Source organism: Paraburkholderia sp. 35.1 (assembly GCF_050436525.1).
Taxonomy (GTDB): Bacteria; Pseudomonadota; Gammaproteobacteria; order Burkholderiales; family Burkholderiaceae; genus Paraburkholderia; species Paraburkholderia tuberum.
In genome coordinates this window covers 926,383-942,585 of record NZ_JBNDMJ010000003.1, presented here as the reverse complement: position 1 = coordinate 942,585, position 16,203 = coordinate 926,383, and the positions used below count along the sequence as shown (strand labels likewise).

The window sequence follows — 16,203 nt, the reverse complement described above, 5'->3', positions numbered from 1 at the left end:
ACCGCTCCGCGAATTTCGCAACGAGTTTATCGCCGGCCTCATGAGCGGCATTCATTACCGGAACCTTCCACCGGAAAGCGTATGAAAATCACCATTATCGGCACCGGCTATGTGGGCCTTGTCACCGGCGCGTGTCTCGCCGAGATCGGCAATGACGTCTTCTGTCTCGACGTCGATCAGCGCAAGATCGACATCCTCAACAAAGGCGGCGTGCCGATTCACGAGCCGGGCTTGCAGGAGATGATCGCCCGCACGCGCGCGGCTGGCCGCATCACGTTCTCGACCGATGTCGCCGCGAGCGTCGCGCACGGCGACGTGCAGTTCATCGCGGTCGGCACGCCGCCCGACGAAGACGGCTCCGCCGATCTGCAATATGTGCTCGAGGCCGCGCGCAACATCGGCCGCACGATGAATGGTTTCAAGGTGATCGTCGACAAATCGACGGTGCCGGTCGGCACCGCGCAGCGCGTGCGCGCGGTGATCAATGAAGAGCTCGCGAAACGCGGGCTCGCCGGCAGCGCGCAGTATCGCTTCTCGGTCGTGTCGAATCCGGAGTTCCTGAAGGAAGGTGCGGCCGTCGACGACTTCATGCGCCCCGACCGTATCGTGATCGGTATCGACGAAGACGAACCGGGCGTGCGGGCGCGCGAAATGATGAAGCGTCTGTACGCGCCGTTCAACCGCAATCACGAACGCACGCTGTACATGGACGTTCGCTCGGCCGAGTTCACCAAGTACGCGGCCAACGCGATGCTCGCGACGCGCATCTCGTTCATGAACGAGATGTCGAATCTCGCGGACAAGGTCGGCGCCGACATCGAAGCGGTGCGCCGCGGCATCGGTTCCGATCCGCGCATCGGCTATCACTTCCTGTATGCGGGCTGCGGCTATGGCGGCTCGTGCTTCCCGAAGGACGTGCAGGCGTTGATTCGCACCGCGAGCGAGAGCGGCCACAACCTGCGGATTCTCGAGGCGGTCGAGGAAGTGAACTACCAGCAGAAGGACGTGCTCGTGAACAAGATCACCGCGAAGCTCGGCGAGGATTTGAGCGGCCGCGCGTTCGCGGTGTGGGGTCTCGCGTTCAAGCCGAATACCGACGACATGCGCGAGGCGCCGAGCCGTCGCGTGATCGGCGAGTTGCTTGCGCGCGGCGCGAACGTGCGTGCGTACGATCCGGTCGCCGTGACCGAGGCGCGTCGCGTATTCGCGATGGATCTGCACGCTGCGCCGGAGCAGCTGGCGCGTCTCACGTTCACGAGCACTCAGGACGAAACGCTGATCGGCGCCGACGCGCTCGTGATCGTGACCGAATGGAAGGAGTTCAAGAGTCCTGATTTCGTGCATCTGAAATCGGTGCTGAAGACACCGCTGATTTTCGACGGCCGCAACCTGTACGAACCGGACGCGATGACCGAGCTCGGTATCGACTACCACGCCATTGGACGCCCCTATGCCCAACCCTCTGAACTTCCGGTCGATGCCTGAGGCCATGCCCGCGGCGCCCGCGTCCACGACGGCGCAGAAGCTCACGGTCGTGCCGCGCGCGCAGCTCAACGCGGCGCGCGTGCTGGTGGTCGGCGACGTGATGCTCGACCGATACTGGTTCGGCGACGTCAACCGCATTTCTCCCGAGGCGCCCGTGCCGGTCGTGCACGTGCAGCGCCAGGAAGATCGGCTGGGCGGCGCGGCGAACGTCGCGCGCAACGCGGTCGCGCTCAGCGCGCAGGCGGGTCTTTTGTGCGTGGTCGGTCATGACGAGCCCGGCGAGCGCATCGTGCAGCTGCTCGGCGAAAGCGGCGTCACGCCGCATCTGGAACGCGATCCGGCCTTGCTGACGACGATCAAGCTGCGCGTGCTGTCGCGTCAGCAACAGTTGCTGCGCGTCGATTTCGAAAACTCGCCGGCGCACGAGGTGCTGCTCGCGGGCCTCGCGCGTTTCGACGAGCTGCTGCCATCGTACGACGTGATCCTGATGTCCGACTACGCGAAGGGCGGCCTCACGCACGTCACGCAAATGATCGCGAAGGCGCACGCGGCCGGCAAACCGGTGCTCGTCGATCCGAAGGGCGACGACTGGGAGCGCTATCGCGGCGCGACGCTGATCACGCCGAATCGCGCGGAATTGCGCGAGGTCGTCGGACAGTGGAAGTCCGAGGAAGATCTGATCGCGCGCGTCACGAAGCTGCGCGCCGAGCTCCAGTTCAAGGCGCTGCTGCTGACGCGCTCGGAGGAGGGCATGACGCTGTTCTCCAACGATGGCATCCTGCACGCGTCGGCCGTTGCGCGCGAAGTGTATGATGTGTCGGGCGCGGGCGACACCGTGATCGCGACACTCGCCGCGATGCTCGGCGCGGGTCTTTCGCTCGTTGACGCGGTCGGACTCGCGAATCGCGCGGCCGGCATCGTGGTCGGCAAACTGGGCACCGCCACCGTCGACTACGACGAACTCTTTTCCTGATGCAGCCCGCGGGGCGCCGTCGTCCGACGGACCAGCGGACCCCGCGCGGCGTTGACTGAACGAAGCTCACTACCGCAGGATCACCATGACCGTCATCGTCACCGGCGCGGCCGGTTTTATCGGCAGCAATCTCGTGAAGGCGCTCAACGAGCGCGGCGAACAGCGCATCATCGCCGTCGATAACCTCACGCGTGCGGACAAGTTCAGGAATCTGGTCGACTGCGAAATCGACGACTATCTCGACAAAACCGAATTCGTCGAGCGCTTCAGGCGCGGCGACTTCGGCAAGGTGCGCGCGATATTCCACGAAGGCGCCTGCTCGGACACGATGGAAACCGACGGCCGCTACATGATGGACAACAACTACCGCTATAGCCGCGACGTGCTGGACATCTGCCTCGCGCAGAACGTTCAGTTCCTGTACGCGTCGTCGGCGGCTACATATGGAGGCTCGAGCCGCTTCGTCGAGGAGCGCGAGGTCGAGCAGCCGCTGAACGTGTACGGCTATTCGAAGTTCCTGTTCGATCAGGTGATTCGCCGCGTGCTGCCCACCGCGAAGAGCCAGATCGTGGGCTTCCGTTATTTCAACGTCTACGGTCCGCGCGAAACGCACAAGGCGCGCATGGCGTCGGTCGCGTTTCACAACTTCAACCAGTTCCGCGCCGAGGGCAAGGTCAAGCTGTTCGGCGAGTACAACGGCTATGCGGCCGGCGAGCAGACGCGCGATTTCATCTCGGTCGAAGACGTCGTCAAGGTCAACCTGTTCTTCTTCGATCATCCGGAGAAGTCAGGCATTTTCAATCTCGGCACCGGCCGCGCGCAGCCGTTCAACGATATCGCGAGCACCGTGGTCAACACGCTGCGCGCGCTGAACAACGAGCCGGCGCTGTCGCTCGCGGATCAGGTGCAACGCGGGCTGATCGAATACATTCCGTTCCCCGACGCGCTGCGCGGCAAGTATCAGTGCTTCACGCAGGCCGATCAGTCGAAACTGCGCACGGCCGGCTACGATGCGCCGTTTCTGAGCGTGCAGGAAGGTGTCGATCGTTACGTGCGTTGGCTGTTCGGCCAGGTGTGATTCGTACGTCATCCTCTTTAAACTGGAATCTCCTGGCCGGTGATGGTCGCCGGCCAGTGGCAACAGGGAGATTCCAATATGTTTCGAAAAGTACTGGTTACCGCGGCGATGCTCGCCGCTTTCGGCCACGCATATGCGGCGGTCGACGTCAACACGGCTAACGAAGACGCGCTGCGCGGCATCAAGGGCATCGGTCCGGCAAAAGCCAAAGCGATTGTCGAGGAACGTAATGCGCACGGCCCGTTCAAGGACGCGGCGGATTTCGGCAAGCGCGTCAAGGGCATGGGCGGGCACACCATCGAGCGCCTGCAGGCGGAGGGTCTCGCTGTCGGACCGGCTGGTGCGGCTGCTAGCACGCAGGTTGCGGCAGTTGCGGCGGGCAAGGAGCCGGCCGCTACGGCCGCGTCCGCCGCCACGCAGAAGGGCGCCGCCGCAGTGGCGGTGAAGAAGTAAGCGGCTGCGAGCCTTGCGCGTGCCATGCTGACGAGCGGCTTGCGGCGCGCAGGGTTCGCGAACGTTCCATTGCATCGATTGGTACACACGTTTTCCCGCGGCTCGCAGCCGCGGGCTTTTGCGTGGCAACACCATGCATCCATGCGGGCAGAAGGGCTGCAGGGCAGCGCCAGAGATCGTGGTTTAGAATCGATGGATTGAAGACACTCTTTCGCGCATCGATCGCTAGACCCCATATGGCATACCAAACGATTGAAGACACGGTCGGCAATACGCCGCTCGTACAACTCGTCCGGCTTCCCGACGACGAGATCCGTAGCCGCAACAATGTGATCCTCGCGAAGCTCGAGGGCAACAATCCTGCGGGGTCGGTGAAAGACCGGCCGGCGTTGTCGATGATCAAGAAGGCCGAAGCGCGCGGACGCATCAAGCCGGGCGACACGCTGATCGAATCGACGAGCGGCAACACCGGCATCGCGCTCGCGATGGCCGCCGCAGTCCGCGGCTACAAGATGGTGCTGATCATGCCGGAAGATCTGTCGGTCGAGCGCCGCCAGAGCATGGCCGCTTACGGCGCGGAAATCATCCTGACGCCTGTCAAAGGCGGCATGGAGTACGCGCGCGATCTCGCCGAGCAGATGCAGCGCGAAGGCAAGGGCATCATCCTCGATCAGTTCGCGAACCCGGACAATCCGGCCTCGCACATCGAAGGCACGGGCCCGGAAATCTGGCGCGACACGGAAGGGCGCATCACGCACTTCGTGTCGTCGATGGGCACGACCGGCACGATCATGGGCGTGTCGACGTATCTGAAAACGCAGAACCAGCAGATCGAAATCATCGGCGCGCAGCCGGAAGAGGGCTCGCGTATTCCGGGTATTCGCAAATGGCCGGAAGCGTATCTGCCGAAAATCTTCGACCGCAGCCGCGTCGACCGCGTGGAGAACGTCAGCCAATCCGCGGCCGAGGCGATGGCGCGCCGCCTGGCGTCGGTCGAAGGCATCTTCGCGGGCATTTCGTCGGGTGGCGCGTGCGAAGTCGCGCTGCGCATCGCGCGTCAGGTCGAGAACGCGACGATCGTGTTCATCGTCTGCGATCGCGGCGACCGTTACCTGTCCACGGGGGTATTTCCCGCGTAAGCGGGTCGCTGGGCGCCTTCGCGGGCACACGAGCTAATGAAAAGCGCCGGTCGAGCCGGCGCTTTTTTTACGTCCTTCAACGCGAGGCACCCGCGGCGACTCGCGGCGTGACTCACTGCGAATCAGAGTTCGACTGATCCGCCTGGCCTTGCGACGCGCTGCCGTTGTTGGCCGCTTTTGCGGCATTCGCCGCGTCGATCGCTTGCATCTGCGCCTTGACCTTCTGACCCAGCTGATACACCGCGAGCGCATAGAAGAAGCTGCGGTTGTAGCGCGTGAGCACGTAGAAATTCTTCAGGCCGAGCACGAACTCGGTGCCGCGTCCCGGCGTCGGCAGATCGACCACCGTGACCGGGGTGCCCGCTTCGGAAGCAATGTCGACGTTCGGCTCGTTCAGCACGAGGCCGGCACGCAGCAACTGGTCGAGCGGCCAGTGCGGCTCCGGCTGCCCATTGGCCGCGGCCTGCGCGACACCGAGGCTGCCCGCGTCCGAGCCGATTCGCCATACCACCGGCCGCCCGCTTTCCCAGCCGTTCTGGCGCAGATAATTCGCGACGCTGCCGATCGCATCCGCATCGCTCGTGCGCAGATCGATGCGCTTGTTGCCTTCGTAGTCGACCGCGTATTGGACGATGCTGCTCGGCAGGAACTGCGGAATGCCGATCGCGCCGGTGTACGAGCCGAGCACCGTGTTCGGGTCGATCTGCGCGTCGCGCGTCCACACCAGGTAGTCTTCGAGATTCTTGCGGAAGGTCGCCTGGCGGTCCGCGCGATTCGCGGTGTTCGGATAATCGAAGCTCAGCGTGGTCAGCGCATCGAGCACGCGGAAATTACCCATGTAGCGACCGTAGATCGTCTCGACGCCGATGATGCCGACGATCATCTCCGGCGGCACGCCGAACTCCTGATACGCGCGCTGCAGCGTGGCCCGGTTCTCGCGCCAGAACTGCACGCCGGCATTGACGCGCACCGGGTCGAGGAAGCGCGCCTGATACGAGCGCCAGTTCTTGACCGACGGCGTCGGTGACGGGGTGACCAGCTTCACTGCGGTCGCCGAGTAGCTGACGCCGGTGAACAGCGCGTGCAGCGACGCTTCGTCGAAATCGTAGCGCGCGACCATCTCGTTGATGAACGCATCGACGTTCGCGTTGTGCGCATAGCGCTGCGGAATGATCTCTTCCTCGAACGTCTGTCCTTGCGGTACCGGCTGCTGCGGCTGGCTCTGCGCGAGTTGCACCGGTGCTTTCCTCGTGGCGCTTTGCGCGCTCGCGGGACTTGCTGCGATGAACATGCACGATGCGACGATCAGTGAGGCGGCGTGGGTGCCGAGGCGAAGACGGTTGCGTGGGGATCCTGCGGACAGAGCAAGCTTGACGGTCATGGTGAGCAGTGAGCGCGATGCGTGAAAGGCTGGAAGCAGTCGGAAAGCTGCAGGAACGAAACGGCGAATAACGGGTCGGGGAAGTATATCCGACGACTCCCGCAAAACCGTGCTGAATCGGCGACAGCGGCGTCGTGTGGTAACTTGACGAATGGAGGCGCGCGGGGGCGCGCGCCGCTCGACGGAGACACGCCGCGCGCGCAGTTCATGCGTCGCGCCGTAGAAGAGACGCACAACACGAACTATGGCAACAGGCTTCTATTCCCACCCCGACTGTCTGCTGCACGACATGGGGCAGTGGCACCCCGAGTGTCCCGCGCGCCTGCAGGCGATCGAGGATCAACTGATCGCAAGCCGCATCGACGCGCTGATCGAGCGCGAATCGCCGCCGCTCGTCGACGAGGCCGCGCTGCTGCGAGTGCACACGCAGGCGCATGTCGACTACATCCGCGGTCGCTCGCCCGTCGAGGGCGTCGCCGAGATCGATCCCGACACGACGATGAATCCGCACACGTGGCAGGCCGCGCTGCGCGCGGCGGGCGCGGCGGTCGCCGCCACCGACGCGGTGATCGAAGGCCGCTACGACAACGCGTTCTGCAGCGTGCGGCCGCCGGGCCATCACGCGGAACCGGCGCGTGCGATGGGCTTCTGCTTTTTCAACAACATCGCGATCGCCGCGCGCCACGCGCTCGACGTGCATGGTCTCGCGCGCGTCGCCATCATCGACTTCGACGTGCACCACGGCAACGGCACCGAGGCCGCGTTCTCGGGCGACCCGCGCGTGCTGATGTGCAGCATCTTCCAGCACCCGTTCTATCCGTTCACGGGCGCCGACAACCAGGCGGCCAACATGTGCAACGTGCCGATGCCGGCGCGTTCGAACGGCATGGCCGTGCGCGAAGCGGTCGATATGCTGTGGTTGCCGCGCCTGCACGAATTCAGGCCGGAGATGCTGTTCATCTCGGCCGGCTTCGACGCGCATCGCGAGGACGACCTCGGCAACATGGGCCTCGTCGAAAACGATTACGCGTGGATCACCGACCAGATGCGCGAGATCGCGCGGCGTTATGCGCGTGGGCGCATCGTCAGTTGTCTCGAGGGCGGCTACAACCTGTCGGCGCTCGGACGCAGCGTGGTCGCGCACGTGCGGTCGCTGGCGGAGATCTGAGGTTGCCCGACTGCACGCGGCGACAGTGGCTCGAAAGCCAGCGAGCGAAAATCGACATTCACGTACCGAGGAGCGAGCCATGAACGCCAGTCCCGCCAGCACCGGCGACGCGTCGCTGGTCACGATCGAACACGACGCATATCGCGTAGCGGGAGTCGTGCGCGTGACGATGAATCGGCCCGATGCGTTCAACGCGCTGTCCGAAGCGTTGCTCGACGGACTGCAGCAGACGCTGACCGGGATCGCGAAGACCGATGCCCGTGTGGTCGTGATCGCCGGCGCTGGCCGCGCGTTCTGCGCGGGGCACGACCTGAAGGAAATGCGCGCGGCGCCATCGCTTGCTTATTACCAGCAGCTGTTCGCGCGCTGCACGAAGCTGATGCTGACGATCCAGCGCATGCCGCAGCCGGTGATCGCGCGCGTGCATGGCATCGCGACCGCCGCCGGCTGCCAGCTGGTCGCAATGTGCGATCTCGCGGTCGCCGCCGATACCGCGCGCTTCGCCGTATCGGGCGTGAACCTCGGATTGTTCTGCGCGACACCGTCGGTGCCGCTGTCGCGTAACCTGTCGCGCAAGGCCGCGCTCGAAATGCTGCTGACCGGCGATTTCATCGACGCCGCCGAAGCGCGCCAGCAGGGGCTCGTGAACCGCGTCGCCCCAGCCGATGCGCTCGACGACGAAGTCGCGCGGCTCGCCGCGAGCATCTGCGCGAAGCCGGTCGAAGCTGTCAGCGCGGGCAAGGGCCTGTTCTACCGGCAGCTCGAAATGGGTATCGAAGCCGCGTACCAGCTCGCGGGACAAACGATGGCCTGCAACATGATGGACGACTCGGCGCTCGAAGGCGTGCAGGCTTTCATCGACAAACGCGCGCCGAAGTGGAAGCGCTAGTCGACGGCCAGCAAGCGCCGCGTCTTGTCAACTCGGTCCCACCGCCCGCCTTTCGATCCACTCGACCAACGCCTCGATCACCCGATCGCGATCGAGGTCGTTCATCGTCTCGTGGTAGCTACCCTCGTGCAGCGTGAGCGTCTTGTCCGGCGAGCCCGCGTGCTCGCCGAACGCGCGGCTGCCGTCGGGCTCGGTCACTTTGTCGTCGGTGCCATGAAACACGAGCAGCGGCATGCGCAGCCTCGCGCGTCCGCGTTCGATGCGCGCCATCGCGAGCAGCAGCTCGGCGCCCGTGCGCGCCGGAATCGCGTCGTGATGCACGAGCGGATCGTTGAGGTTGGCTTTGACCACCGGCTGAAGGCGCGAGAGCAGCGCAGGGTCGATCTTCATCGCCGGGAAGGTTGGGTAGACGCGGCTGATCACCTGGCTTAGCGCGAGCATCCACTTCGGCACGTCGCGGCCCGGCGCGAGCGCGGGGCTCGACAGGATCAGGCCGGCGAGGCGCCGCCCGCTCGCGTCGAGGCGCTCTATCGCATACAGCGCCGCCACCGCGCCACCCATGCTGTGGCCCATCAGGAATAACGGCGCACAGCTTTGCGCGGCGGCGTCGAGCAGCGCCTGCGCATCGAGCAGGTAGTCGTCGAAGCGTTTCACATAGGCGCGCTTGCCGGGCGCGTGGCCGTGGCCGCGCAGATCGATCGCGACGAGTTCGATGCCCGCCGCGTTGAGCCGGCCCGCAACGGCGGCGTAACGGCCGGCGTGTTCGGCGAGGCCGTGCAGCAGCGCGACCGTCGCGCGTATGGGCCCGTTCGGCCGCCAGCGATACAGCGGCAATTCGATGCCATCGCCAGTCGTCACCGACCCGCGCTGCGGCGCATCTTTATTGAGACTGCCGGCGCTCGCGCGCACGGTGTGGCTCGGAGAAGTCTGCATGGCGGCGGCCTGTGCTGAAGAGGGGTGCCCCGATCATAGTCGTAGCGGCGCGAAGCGCGTGAGCTTCGTGCATAAGGCGCGGCTCTAATGCCCTCAGGTTATGAAAAGATCGAAATTGATTATTAAAGGGCATGTCGTCGCTGCGGTAGAATGACGACCTCAAATCCCAATAAAAGAAACGGCGGCCGCTTGTCGGGAGCACGATGCTCGCCGGCAGCCTCCGCCGTTTTCGTTTGTCCATGATCGAAATACGCAATGTTTCCCAGCGGTTTGCCGGGCCCCGGGGGTGGGTCGAGGCGCTGCACAACGTCAATCTGACGATTCCGGCGGGCGAGGTGTTCGGCATCATCGGCCGCAGCGGCGCGGGCAAGAGCACGCTCGTGCGCACGATCAACCTGCTGACGCGCCCATCCGAGGGCAACATCCTCGTCAACGGCCGCGATCTGACGACGCTGCCCGCCGCGCAACTGCGCGACGCGCGTCGCGAGATCGGCATGATCTTCCAGCACTTCAATCTGTTGTCGTCGCGCACCGTGTACGAGAACGTCGCGCTGCCGCTCGAACTGGCCGGCCTGAAGCGCGACGAGATCGAGGCGAACGTGCTGCCGCTGCTCGAGCTCGTCGGTCTGTCGGCGCAGAAGGACCGCTATCCGGCGCAGATCAGCGGCGGGCAGAAGCAGCGCGTGGGCATCGCGCGTGCGCTCGCGAGCAAGCCGAAGGTGCTGCTGTCGGACGAGGCGACCTCTGCGCTCGACCCCGAAACCACCCGCGCGATCCTCGATCTGCTCAAGCGCATCAACCGCGAACTGAACCTGACGATCGTGCTGATCACTCACCAGATGGACGTGATCAAGCAGGTCTGCGATCGCGTCGCGGTGCTCGACGCGGGCCGCGTCGTCGAAGAGGGCAAGGTGATCGACGTGTTCCTGCAGCCGCACCACGAAGTCACGCGCGCGCTGATCGGCGACGTGATCGCGCAGGAGCTGCCGCCCGCCATGAAGGCGCGCGTCGCGCAGCGGTTGAAGACCGGCAGCGGCCATCTGCTGCGCCTCGCGTTCACCGGTTCGGGCGTCGATCAGCCGATCCTGTCGGAGACGATTCGCCGCTACGAGCTCGACTTCAACATCCTGCACGGCCAGATCGACGAAATCCAGGGGCAGGCGTTCGGCTCGCTCGCGGTACTCGCGGGCGGCGATCCGGCCAAGGTCGCGCAGGCGATCACGTTTCTGCGCGAGCAGGGTGTCGTCGTGGAGGAGCTCTCGCATGTTGAGTGAAATGTTCGATATGTTCGTCCAGTCGTTCTGGGAGACGCTCATCATGGTGGGCATCTCCGGACTGATTGGCGCTGTGGTCGGCGTGCCGCTCGGCGTGCTGCTGTATTTGACCAACCGCCAGGGCGTGCTCGAAAACGTCGCGTTGAATCGCGTGATGGGCGTGATCGTCAACGCCGTGCGCTCGACGCCGTTCATCATCCTGCTGGTCGCGGTGATTCCGTTTACGCGACTTGTCGTCGGTTCGTCAATCGGCACCGCGGCCGCGATCGTGCCGCTGACGATTGCCGCGGCGCCGTTCATCGCGCGCCTGGTCGAAACGGCGCTGCGCGAGGTCGATCGCGGGCTCATCGAGGCGGCCCAGGCGATGGGCGCGACCACCAGCCAGATCGTCTTCAAGGTGCTGTTGCCGGAATCGCTGCCGGGGGTGGTCGCCGGGTTGACGATCACGTTCGTGTCGCTGGTCGGCTATTCGGCGATGGCCGGCGCGATCGGCGGCGGCGGTCTTGGCGACCTCGGCATCCGCTACGGCTATCAGCGCTTCCTGCCAGAAGTGATGCTCGCGGTCGTGCTGATACTGATCGTGTTCGTGCAACTGGTGCAGTCGTTTGGGGATTGGCTCGTGCGTCGTCTGAGCCACAAATAAACAAGGGCGTTCGGAAGCCCGCTAATAAAGATTCGGAAAAGGTCCATCATGCAACGTCGCTTCATTCTCAAGCTGGCCGCCGCATTCGGCGCGGCAACGCTCTTCGCCACCTCCGCGGCGCATGCCGAAGACACGATCAAGGTTGGTGTCACCGGCGGCCCGCACGCGCAGATCATGGACGTCGTGAAGACGGTCGCCGCGAAGAACGGCCTGAACATCAGGATCGTCGAATTCTCCGACTACGTGCAGCCGAACGCGGCGCTCGCGGGCGGCGATCTGGACGCGAACAGCTACCAGCACGACCCGTACTTGCAGGCGCAGGTGAAGGATCGCGGCTACAAGCTGATCCGTATCGCCGATACGGTCACGTACCCGATGGGGATCTACTCGAAGAAGGTGAAGTCGCTCGCCGAACTGCAGCCGGGCGCGAAGATCGCCGTGCCGAACGACCCGACCAACGGCGGCCGCGCGCTGCTGTTGCTGCAGAAGCAGGGCTTGCTGAAGCTGCGCGCCGAGGCGGGCCTGAAGGCGACGCCGCTCGACATCGTCGACAATCCGAAGAAACTGAAGATCGTCGAGCTTGACGCGGCGCAGATTCCGCGTTCGCTGGGCGATGTCGATGCCGCCGCGATCAACACCAACTTCGCGATGGAAGCGGGCCTCAAGCCAACGCAGGACGCTATCGCGATCGAGGACCGGAAAGGTCCCTACGTGAACGTGATCGCGATTCGCGAAGCGGACAAGAACAAGCCGTGGGTCGCGAAGCTCGTCGCGGCGTACCACTCGCCGGAAGTGAAGCAGTTCGTCGACAGCAAATTCGGCGGCTCGGTGATCACCTCCTGGTGATGCAACGCCCGCGGACCTCGCAGAACACGACGGCAATGCGAAATTAGAGGTCTGAGTCGGAACCCGGGGTTGTCTCCCGGGTTTTTTGGAGATTAAAATAGAACGATCGTTCGGTATTGCCGTCACGCCGCTGAGGAGCGATATCCTCCCGCAAAGCGCCCGCGACACGGCTGTCATGAGGGCAGTCGCTATAATGTTCATCGGGTTGACGTATTCGTAACTTTGGAGCGTGTGCATGAAAATTCTGGTGCCAGTGAAAAGAGTGGTCGACTACAACGTGAAGGTCCGCGTGAAATCGGACGGTACGGGCGTCGATATCGCGAACGTGAAAATGTCGATGAACCCGTTCGACGAAATCGCGGTTGAAGAAGCGGTGCGTCTGAAGGAAGCGGGCGTGGCGACCGAAGTGATCGCCGTGTCGGCCGGTGTTGCGCAGGCACAGGAAACGCTGCGCACCGCGCTCGCCATCGGCGCGGATCGCGCGATCCTGATCGAATCGAACGAAGAGCTGCAGCCGCTCGCCGTCGCGAAGCTGCTCAAGGCGCTCGTCGACAAGGAGCAGCCGCAACTGGTGATCCTCGGCAAACAGGCCATCGACGACGACTCCAATCAGACCGGCCAGATGCTCGCCGCGCTCGCGAATCTGCCGCAGGCGACGTTCGCGTCGAAGCTTGTCGTGGCGGACGGCAAGGCGACGGTGTCGCGTGAAGTGGACGGCGGCGCGGAAACGCTGTCGCTGACGCTGCCCGCCGTGGTGACGACCGATCTGCGCCTGAACGAGCCGCGCTACGTGACGCTGCCGAACATCATGAAGGCGAAGAAAAAGCCGCTGGAAACGGTCAAGCCCGAAGACCTCGGCGTCGATGTCACGCCGCGTCTGAAGACGCTGAAAGTCGCCGAGCCGCCGAAGCGCTCCGCCGGTGTGAAGGTGCCGGACGTGAAGACGCTGGTCGAGAAGCTGAAGACCGAAGCGAAGGTGCTTTAAGTAGAACGCGGAGACAGAGCAAATGACGAACCTGGTAATTGCAGAACACGACAATGCGTCGATCAAGGCCGCGACGCTGAACACGATCGCAGCGGCACAGAAGATCGGCGGTGATATTCACGTGCTGGTCGCGGGGCATAACGCGCAGGGCGCGGCCGATGCCGCCGCGAAGATCGCTGGTGTCAGCAAGGTGCTGCTCGCCGATGCGCCGCAACTGGCCGCAGGCCTCGCGGAAAACGTCGAAGCGACGGTCCTGACGCTTGTGCAAGATGCGGCGAAGCACTACACGCACATCCTCGCGCCGGCTACCGCCTACGGCAAGAATGTCGCGCCGCGTATCGCCGCGAAGCTCGACGTCGCGCAGATCAGCGACATCACGGCAGTGGATAGCGCCGACACGTTCGAGCGTCCCATCTACGCGGGCAACGCAATCGCGATCGTGCAATCGGCTGATCCGATCAAGGTCATCACCGTGCGCTCGACCGGTTTTGATGCCGTCGCGGCCGAAGGCGGCAGCGCAGCGGTCGAGAGGATCGAAGCGGCAGCCGACGCAGGCCTCGCGCAGTTCGTGAGCCGCGAAGTGACGAAGCTCGATCGTCCGGAACTGACGAGCGCGAAGATCATCGTGTCGGGTGGCCGTGGTCTGGGCAATGGCGAGAACTACATGAAGGTGCTCGAGCCGCTGGCCGACAAGCTCGGCGCGGCACTGGGCGCATCGCGCGCGGCGGTCGACGCGGGCTTCGTGCCGAACGACTATCAGGTCGGCCAGACCGGCAAGATCGTCGCGCCGCAACTGTACGTCGCAGTCGGCATCTCGGGTGCGATCCAGCATCTGGCCGGCATGAAGGACTCGAAAGTCATCGTCGCGATCAACAAGGACGAAGAAGCGCCGATTTTCAGCGTGGCCGATTACGGTTTGGTTGGCGATCTGTTCACCCTCGTGCCGGAACTCGTGAGCGAACTAGGCTAAGCGCCGCGGCGCCTGAAAGAGGCCGCCGAAAGCAAGCGAAGGGCGCAGGACCCACCAAGTCCCGCGCCCTTTTTTCATATCAAGGGAGGAGTACCGAAATGAGCTATACGGCACCCATCAAGGACATGCTGTTCGTGATGAAAGAACTGGCCGGACTGGAAGACATCGCGAAGCTGCCCGGCTTCGAGGACGCGAACCTCGACACCGCGAAGGCCGTGCTCGACGAGTCGGCGAAACTATGCGGCGAAGTGCTCGCGCCGCTGAACGTCGACGGCGATCGTAATCCGAGCAGCTGGAAGGATGGCGTGGTCACTGCGACGCCGGGTTTCAGGGAAGCCTTCCGCCAGTTTGCCGAAGGCGGTTGGCAGGGCGTGCAACATCCGCTCGACTACGAAGGCCAGGGCCTGCCGAAGCTGATCGCGACGCCTTGCATCGAAATGCTCAACGCGTCGAACCTCTCTTTTGCGCTGTGTCCGTTGCTGACCGACGGCGCCATCGAAGCGCTGTTAACCGCTGGCAGCGAAGCGCAAAAACAGACCTACGTGCCCAAGCTGATTTCAGGCGAATGGACCGGCACGATGAACCTGACCGAGCCGCAGGCCGGCTCCGATCTCGCGCTCGTACGCACGCGCGCCGAGCCGCAGGCCGACGGTTCGTTCAAGCTGTTCGGCACGAAGATTTTCATCACGTGGGGCGAGCACGACATGGCGAAGAACATCGTGCATCTGGTGCTCGCACGCACGCCGAACGCGCCCGATGGCGTGAAAGGCATTTCGCTGTTCCTTGTGCCGAAGTTTCTCGTCAACGAAGACGGTTCGCTCGGTGAGCGCAACGACGTGCATTGCGTGTCGATCGAGCACAAGCTCGGCATCAAGGCGAGCCCGACCGCCGTGCTGCAGTTCGGCGATCACGGCGGCGCGCTCGGTCAGCTGATCGGCGAAGAGAATCGCGGCCTCGAATACATGTTCATCATGATGAACGCCGCTCGTTTCGCGGTCGGCATGCAAGGTGTCGCGATCTCGGATCGCGCATATCAGAAGGCGGTCGCGTATGCGAAAGAGCGCGTGCAGAGCCGTCCCGTGGACGGCTCCGCGAAGCAGTCGGTCGCGATCATCCAGCACCCGGACGTGCGCCGCATGCTGTCGACGATGCGCAGCCTCACCGAGGCGTCGCGCGCGCTCGCCTACCTCGCGGCCTCGCACTGCGATATCGCGCATCGTCATCCGGACGATGCGACGCGCGCGAAGCATCAGGCGATCTACGAATACCTCGTGCCGATCGTGAAGGGCTGGAGCACGGAGCTGTCGATCGACGTGACGAGCCTCGGCGTGCAGGTGCATGGCGGCATGGGCTTCATCGAGGAAACCGGCGCTGCCCAGTACTACCGCGACGCGCGCATTCTACCGATTTACGAAGGCACGACCGCGATCCAGGCCAACGACCTGATCGGTCGCAAGACGCTGCGCGACGGCGGCAAGGTCGCGAAGGAACTGCTCGCTGGCGTCGCCGAAACGGTTGAAGCGCTTGGCGCGCAGCAGGGCGCGGCGTTCGCGTCGATGCGCACGCAGCTCGCGCAGGGCCAGCGCGCGCTTGGCGCGGTCGTCGATTTCGTCGTCGCCAATGCGAAGGGCGATCCGAATGCGGTGTTCGCGGGCAGCGTGCCCTATCTGAAGCTCGCGGGCATCGTGCTGGGCGGCTGGCAGATGGCGCGTGCGCAGCTTGCCGCGGCGACGAAGCGCGACGAGGACCCAGCGTTTCATGACGCGAAGATCGCGACCGCGCGGTTCTACGCCGAGCACGTGTTGCCACAGGCGGCGGCGCTCGAAGTGGCGATCGTCAGCGCGAAGGGGGGAGAGGGCGTGCTGGCTTTGTCGGAAGACCAGTTCTGAGCATGCCTCGATGCCGGCCGCGATCGCGGCAGCACATTGAAATGCAAACGGCGCCCCGCGAGGCGCCGTTTGTTTGTACGGCTGCTGTTTGTTGCGG

The 16,203-nt window shown here is 64.4% G+C and carries 15 protein-coding genes; 13 read left to right on the top strand and 2 right to left on the bottom strand.

The features are described from left to right. The first annotated feature begins 81 nt into the window (after window positions 1–81). The 5 genes from OKW27_RS24355 to cysM all read left to right on the top strand — a co-directional run bounded on the left by OKW27_RS24355 (window position 82) and on the right by cysM (window position 5,128). Window positions 82–1,485: a UDP-glucose dehydrogenase family protein gene (locus OKW27_RS24355; RefSeq protein WP_429335119.1), complete on the top strand. Its 1,404-nt coding sequence runs from the start codon at window positions 82–84 to the stop codon at window positions 1,483–1,485. Next, window positions 1,451–2,458 carry a D-glycero-beta-D-manno-heptose-7-phosphate kinase gene (gene rfaE1, locus OKW27_RS24350; RefSeq protein WP_429335118.1) on the top strand — a complete coding sequence of 336 codons (1,008 nt, stop codon included), beginning with the start codon at window positions 1,451–1,453 and terminating at the stop codon, window positions 2,456–2,458. Before OKW27_RS24355 ends, rfaE1 begins: the two co-directional genes overlap by 35 nt. Before the next feature lie 85 nt (window positions 2,459–2,543). Next, complete coding sequence (rfaD, locus tag OKW27_RS24345; protein ID WP_184011054.1) at window positions 2,544–3,536, top strand: ADP-glyceromanno-heptose 6-epimerase; 993 nt, start codon at window positions 2,544–2,546, stop codon at window positions 3,534–3,536. Between the two features lie 78 nt (window positions 3,537–3,614). Next, window positions 3,615–3,989, top strand: a complete 375-nt coding sequence (locus OKW27_RS24340) for a ComEA family DNA-binding protein (protein ID WP_429336590.1) — start codon at window positions 3,615–3,617, stop codon at window positions 3,987–3,989. 236 nt (window positions 3,990–4,225) lie between these two features. Beyond that, complete coding sequence (gene cysM / locus OKW27_RS24335) at window positions 4,226–5,128, top strand: cysteine synthase CysM (protein ID WP_090801307.1); 903 nt, start codon at window positions 4,226–4,228, stop codon at window positions 5,126–5,128. 112 nt (window positions 5,129–5,240) lie between these two features. Here the strand turns inward: cysM and mltB are convergent, their stop codons facing one another. Next, entirely contained in the window at window positions 5,241–6,419 is a 1,179-nt protein-coding gene (gene mltB / locus OKW27_RS24330) for a lytic murein transglycosylase B (RefSeq protein WP_184061350.1), read from the bottom strand. 334 nt (window positions 6,420–6,753) lie between these two features. Between mltB and OKW27_RS24325 the strand changes: the two genes are divergently transcribed. Both OKW27_RS24325 and OKW27_RS24320 read left to right on the top strand, forming a co-directional pair. Continuing rightward, entirely contained in the window at window positions 6,754–7,677 is a 924-nt protein-coding gene (locus tag OKW27_RS24325) for a histone deacetylase family protein (RefSeq protein ID WP_429335117.1), read from the top strand. A 79-nt stretch (window positions 7,678–7,756) separates the two neighbouring features. Beyond that, window positions 7,757–8,566, top strand: a complete 810-nt coding sequence (locus OKW27_RS24320; protein ID WP_429335116.1) for an enoyl-CoA hydratase — start codon at window positions 7,757–7,759, stop codon at window positions 8,564–8,566. Window positions 8,567–8,593: 27 nt separating this feature from the next. On the opposite strand, the gene OKW27_RS24315 is transcribed toward OKW27_RS24320, so the two are convergent. Further along, window positions 8,594–9,499, bottom strand: a complete 906-nt coding sequence (locus OKW27_RS24315) for an alpha/beta hydrolase (protein WP_090801301.1) — start codon at window positions 9,497–9,499, stop codon at window positions 8,594–8,596. Between the two features lie 239 nt (window positions 9,500–9,738). On the opposite strand from OKW27_RS24315, the gene OKW27_RS24310 reads away from it, so the two are divergent. From OKW27_RS24310 to OKW27_RS24285, 6 genes are all read left to right on the top strand, one after another. Continuing rightward, complete coding sequence (locus tag OKW27_RS24310; protein WP_090801299.1) at window positions 9,739–10,773, top strand: methionine ABC transporter ATP-binding protein; 1,035 nt, start codon at window positions 9,739–9,741, stop codon at window positions 10,771–10,773. Further along, window positions 10,763–11,416 (top strand): methionine ABC transporter permease, encoded by a 654-nt coding sequence (locus OKW27_RS24305; protein WP_184061353.1) that lies wholly within the window; start codon window positions 10,763–10,765, stop codon window positions 11,414–11,416. Before OKW27_RS24310 ends, OKW27_RS24305 begins: the two co-directional genes overlap by 11 nt. A 48-nt stretch (window positions 11,417–11,464) precedes the next feature. After that, window positions 11,465–12,262 (top strand): MetQ/NlpA family ABC transporter substrate-binding protein, encoded by a 798-nt coding sequence (locus tag OKW27_RS24300; RefSeq protein WP_429335115.1) that lies wholly within the window; start codon window positions 11,465–11,467, stop codon window positions 12,260–12,262. A gap of 235 nt (window positions 12,263–12,497) precedes the next feature. Then, window positions 12,498–13,247 carry an electron transfer flavoprotein subunit beta/FixA family protein gene (locus OKW27_RS24295; protein ID WP_429335114.1) on the top strand — a complete coding sequence of 250 codons (750 nt, stop codon included), beginning with the start codon at window positions 12,498–12,500 and terminating at the stop codon, window positions 13,245–13,247. 22 nt (window positions 13,248–13,269) lie between these two features. Further along, window positions 13,270–14,217, top strand: coding sequence for an electron transfer flavoprotein subunit alpha/FixB family protein (locus OKW27_RS24290; protein ID WP_429335113.1), 948 nt, complete (start codon window positions 13,270–13,272; stop codon window positions 14,215–14,217). Between the two features lie 98 nt (window positions 14,218–14,315). Further along, entirely contained in the window at window positions 14,316–16,106 is a 1,791-nt protein-coding gene (locus tag OKW27_RS24285; protein ID WP_429335112.1) for an acyl-CoA dehydrogenase, read from the top strand. Window positions 16,107–16,203: the final 97 nt, after the last annotated feature.

Coding starts and splice junctions, on each gene's coding strand:
- OKW27_RS24355 (WP_429335119.1), top strand. CDS start 82: ATGAAAATCACCATTATCGGCACCGGCTATGTGGGCCTTGTCACCGGC.
- rfaE1 (WP_429335118.1), top strand. CDS start 1,451: ATGCCCAACCCTCTGAACTTCCGGTCGATGCCTGAGGCCATGCCCGCG.
- rfaD (WP_184011054.1), top strand. CDS start 2,544: ATGACCGTCATCGTCACCGGCGCGGCCGGTTTTATCGGCAGCAATCTC.
- OKW27_RS24340 (WP_429336590.1), top strand. CDS start 3,615: ATGTTTCGAAAAGTACTGGTTACCGCGGCGATGCTCGCCGCTTTCGGC.
- cysM (WP_090801307.1), top strand. CDS start 4,226: ATGGCATACCAAACGATTGAAGACACGGTCGGCAATACGCCGCTCGTA.
- mltB (WP_184061350.1), bottom strand. CDS start 6,419: ATGTTCATCGCAGCAAGTCCCGCGAGCGCGCAAAGCGCCACGAGGAAA.
- OKW27_RS24325 (WP_429335117.1), top strand. CDS start 6,754: ATGGCAACAGGCTTCTATTCCCACCCCGACTGTCTGCTGCACGACATG.
- OKW27_RS24320 (WP_429335116.1), top strand. CDS start 7,757: ATGAACGCCAGTCCCGCCAGCACCGGCGACGCGTCGCTGGTCACGATC.
- OKW27_RS24315 (WP_090801301.1), bottom strand. CDS start 9,499: ATGCAGACTTCTCCGAGCCACACCGTGCGCGCGAGCGCCGGCAGTCTC.
- OKW27_RS24310 (WP_090801299.1), top strand. CDS start 9,739: ATGATCGAAATACGCAATGTTTCCCAGCGGTTTGCCGGGCCCCGGGGG.
- OKW27_RS24305 (WP_184061353.1), top strand. CDS start 10,763: ATGTTGAGTGAAATGTTCGATATGTTCGTCCAGTCGTTCTGGGAGACG.
- OKW27_RS24300 (WP_429335115.1), top strand. CDS start 11,465: ATGCAACGTCGCTTCATTCTCAAGCTGGCCGCCGCATTCGGCGCGGCA.
- OKW27_RS24295 (WP_429335114.1), top strand. CDS start 12,498: ATGAAAATTCTGGTGCCAGTGAAAAGAGTGGTCGACTACAACGTGAAG.
- OKW27_RS24290 (WP_429335113.1), top strand. CDS start 13,270: ATGACGAACCTGGTAATTGCAGAACACGACAATGCGTCGATCAAGGCC.
- OKW27_RS24285 (WP_429335112.1), top strand. CDS start 14,316: ATGAGCTATACGGCACCCATCAAGGACATGCTGTTCGTGATGAAAGAA.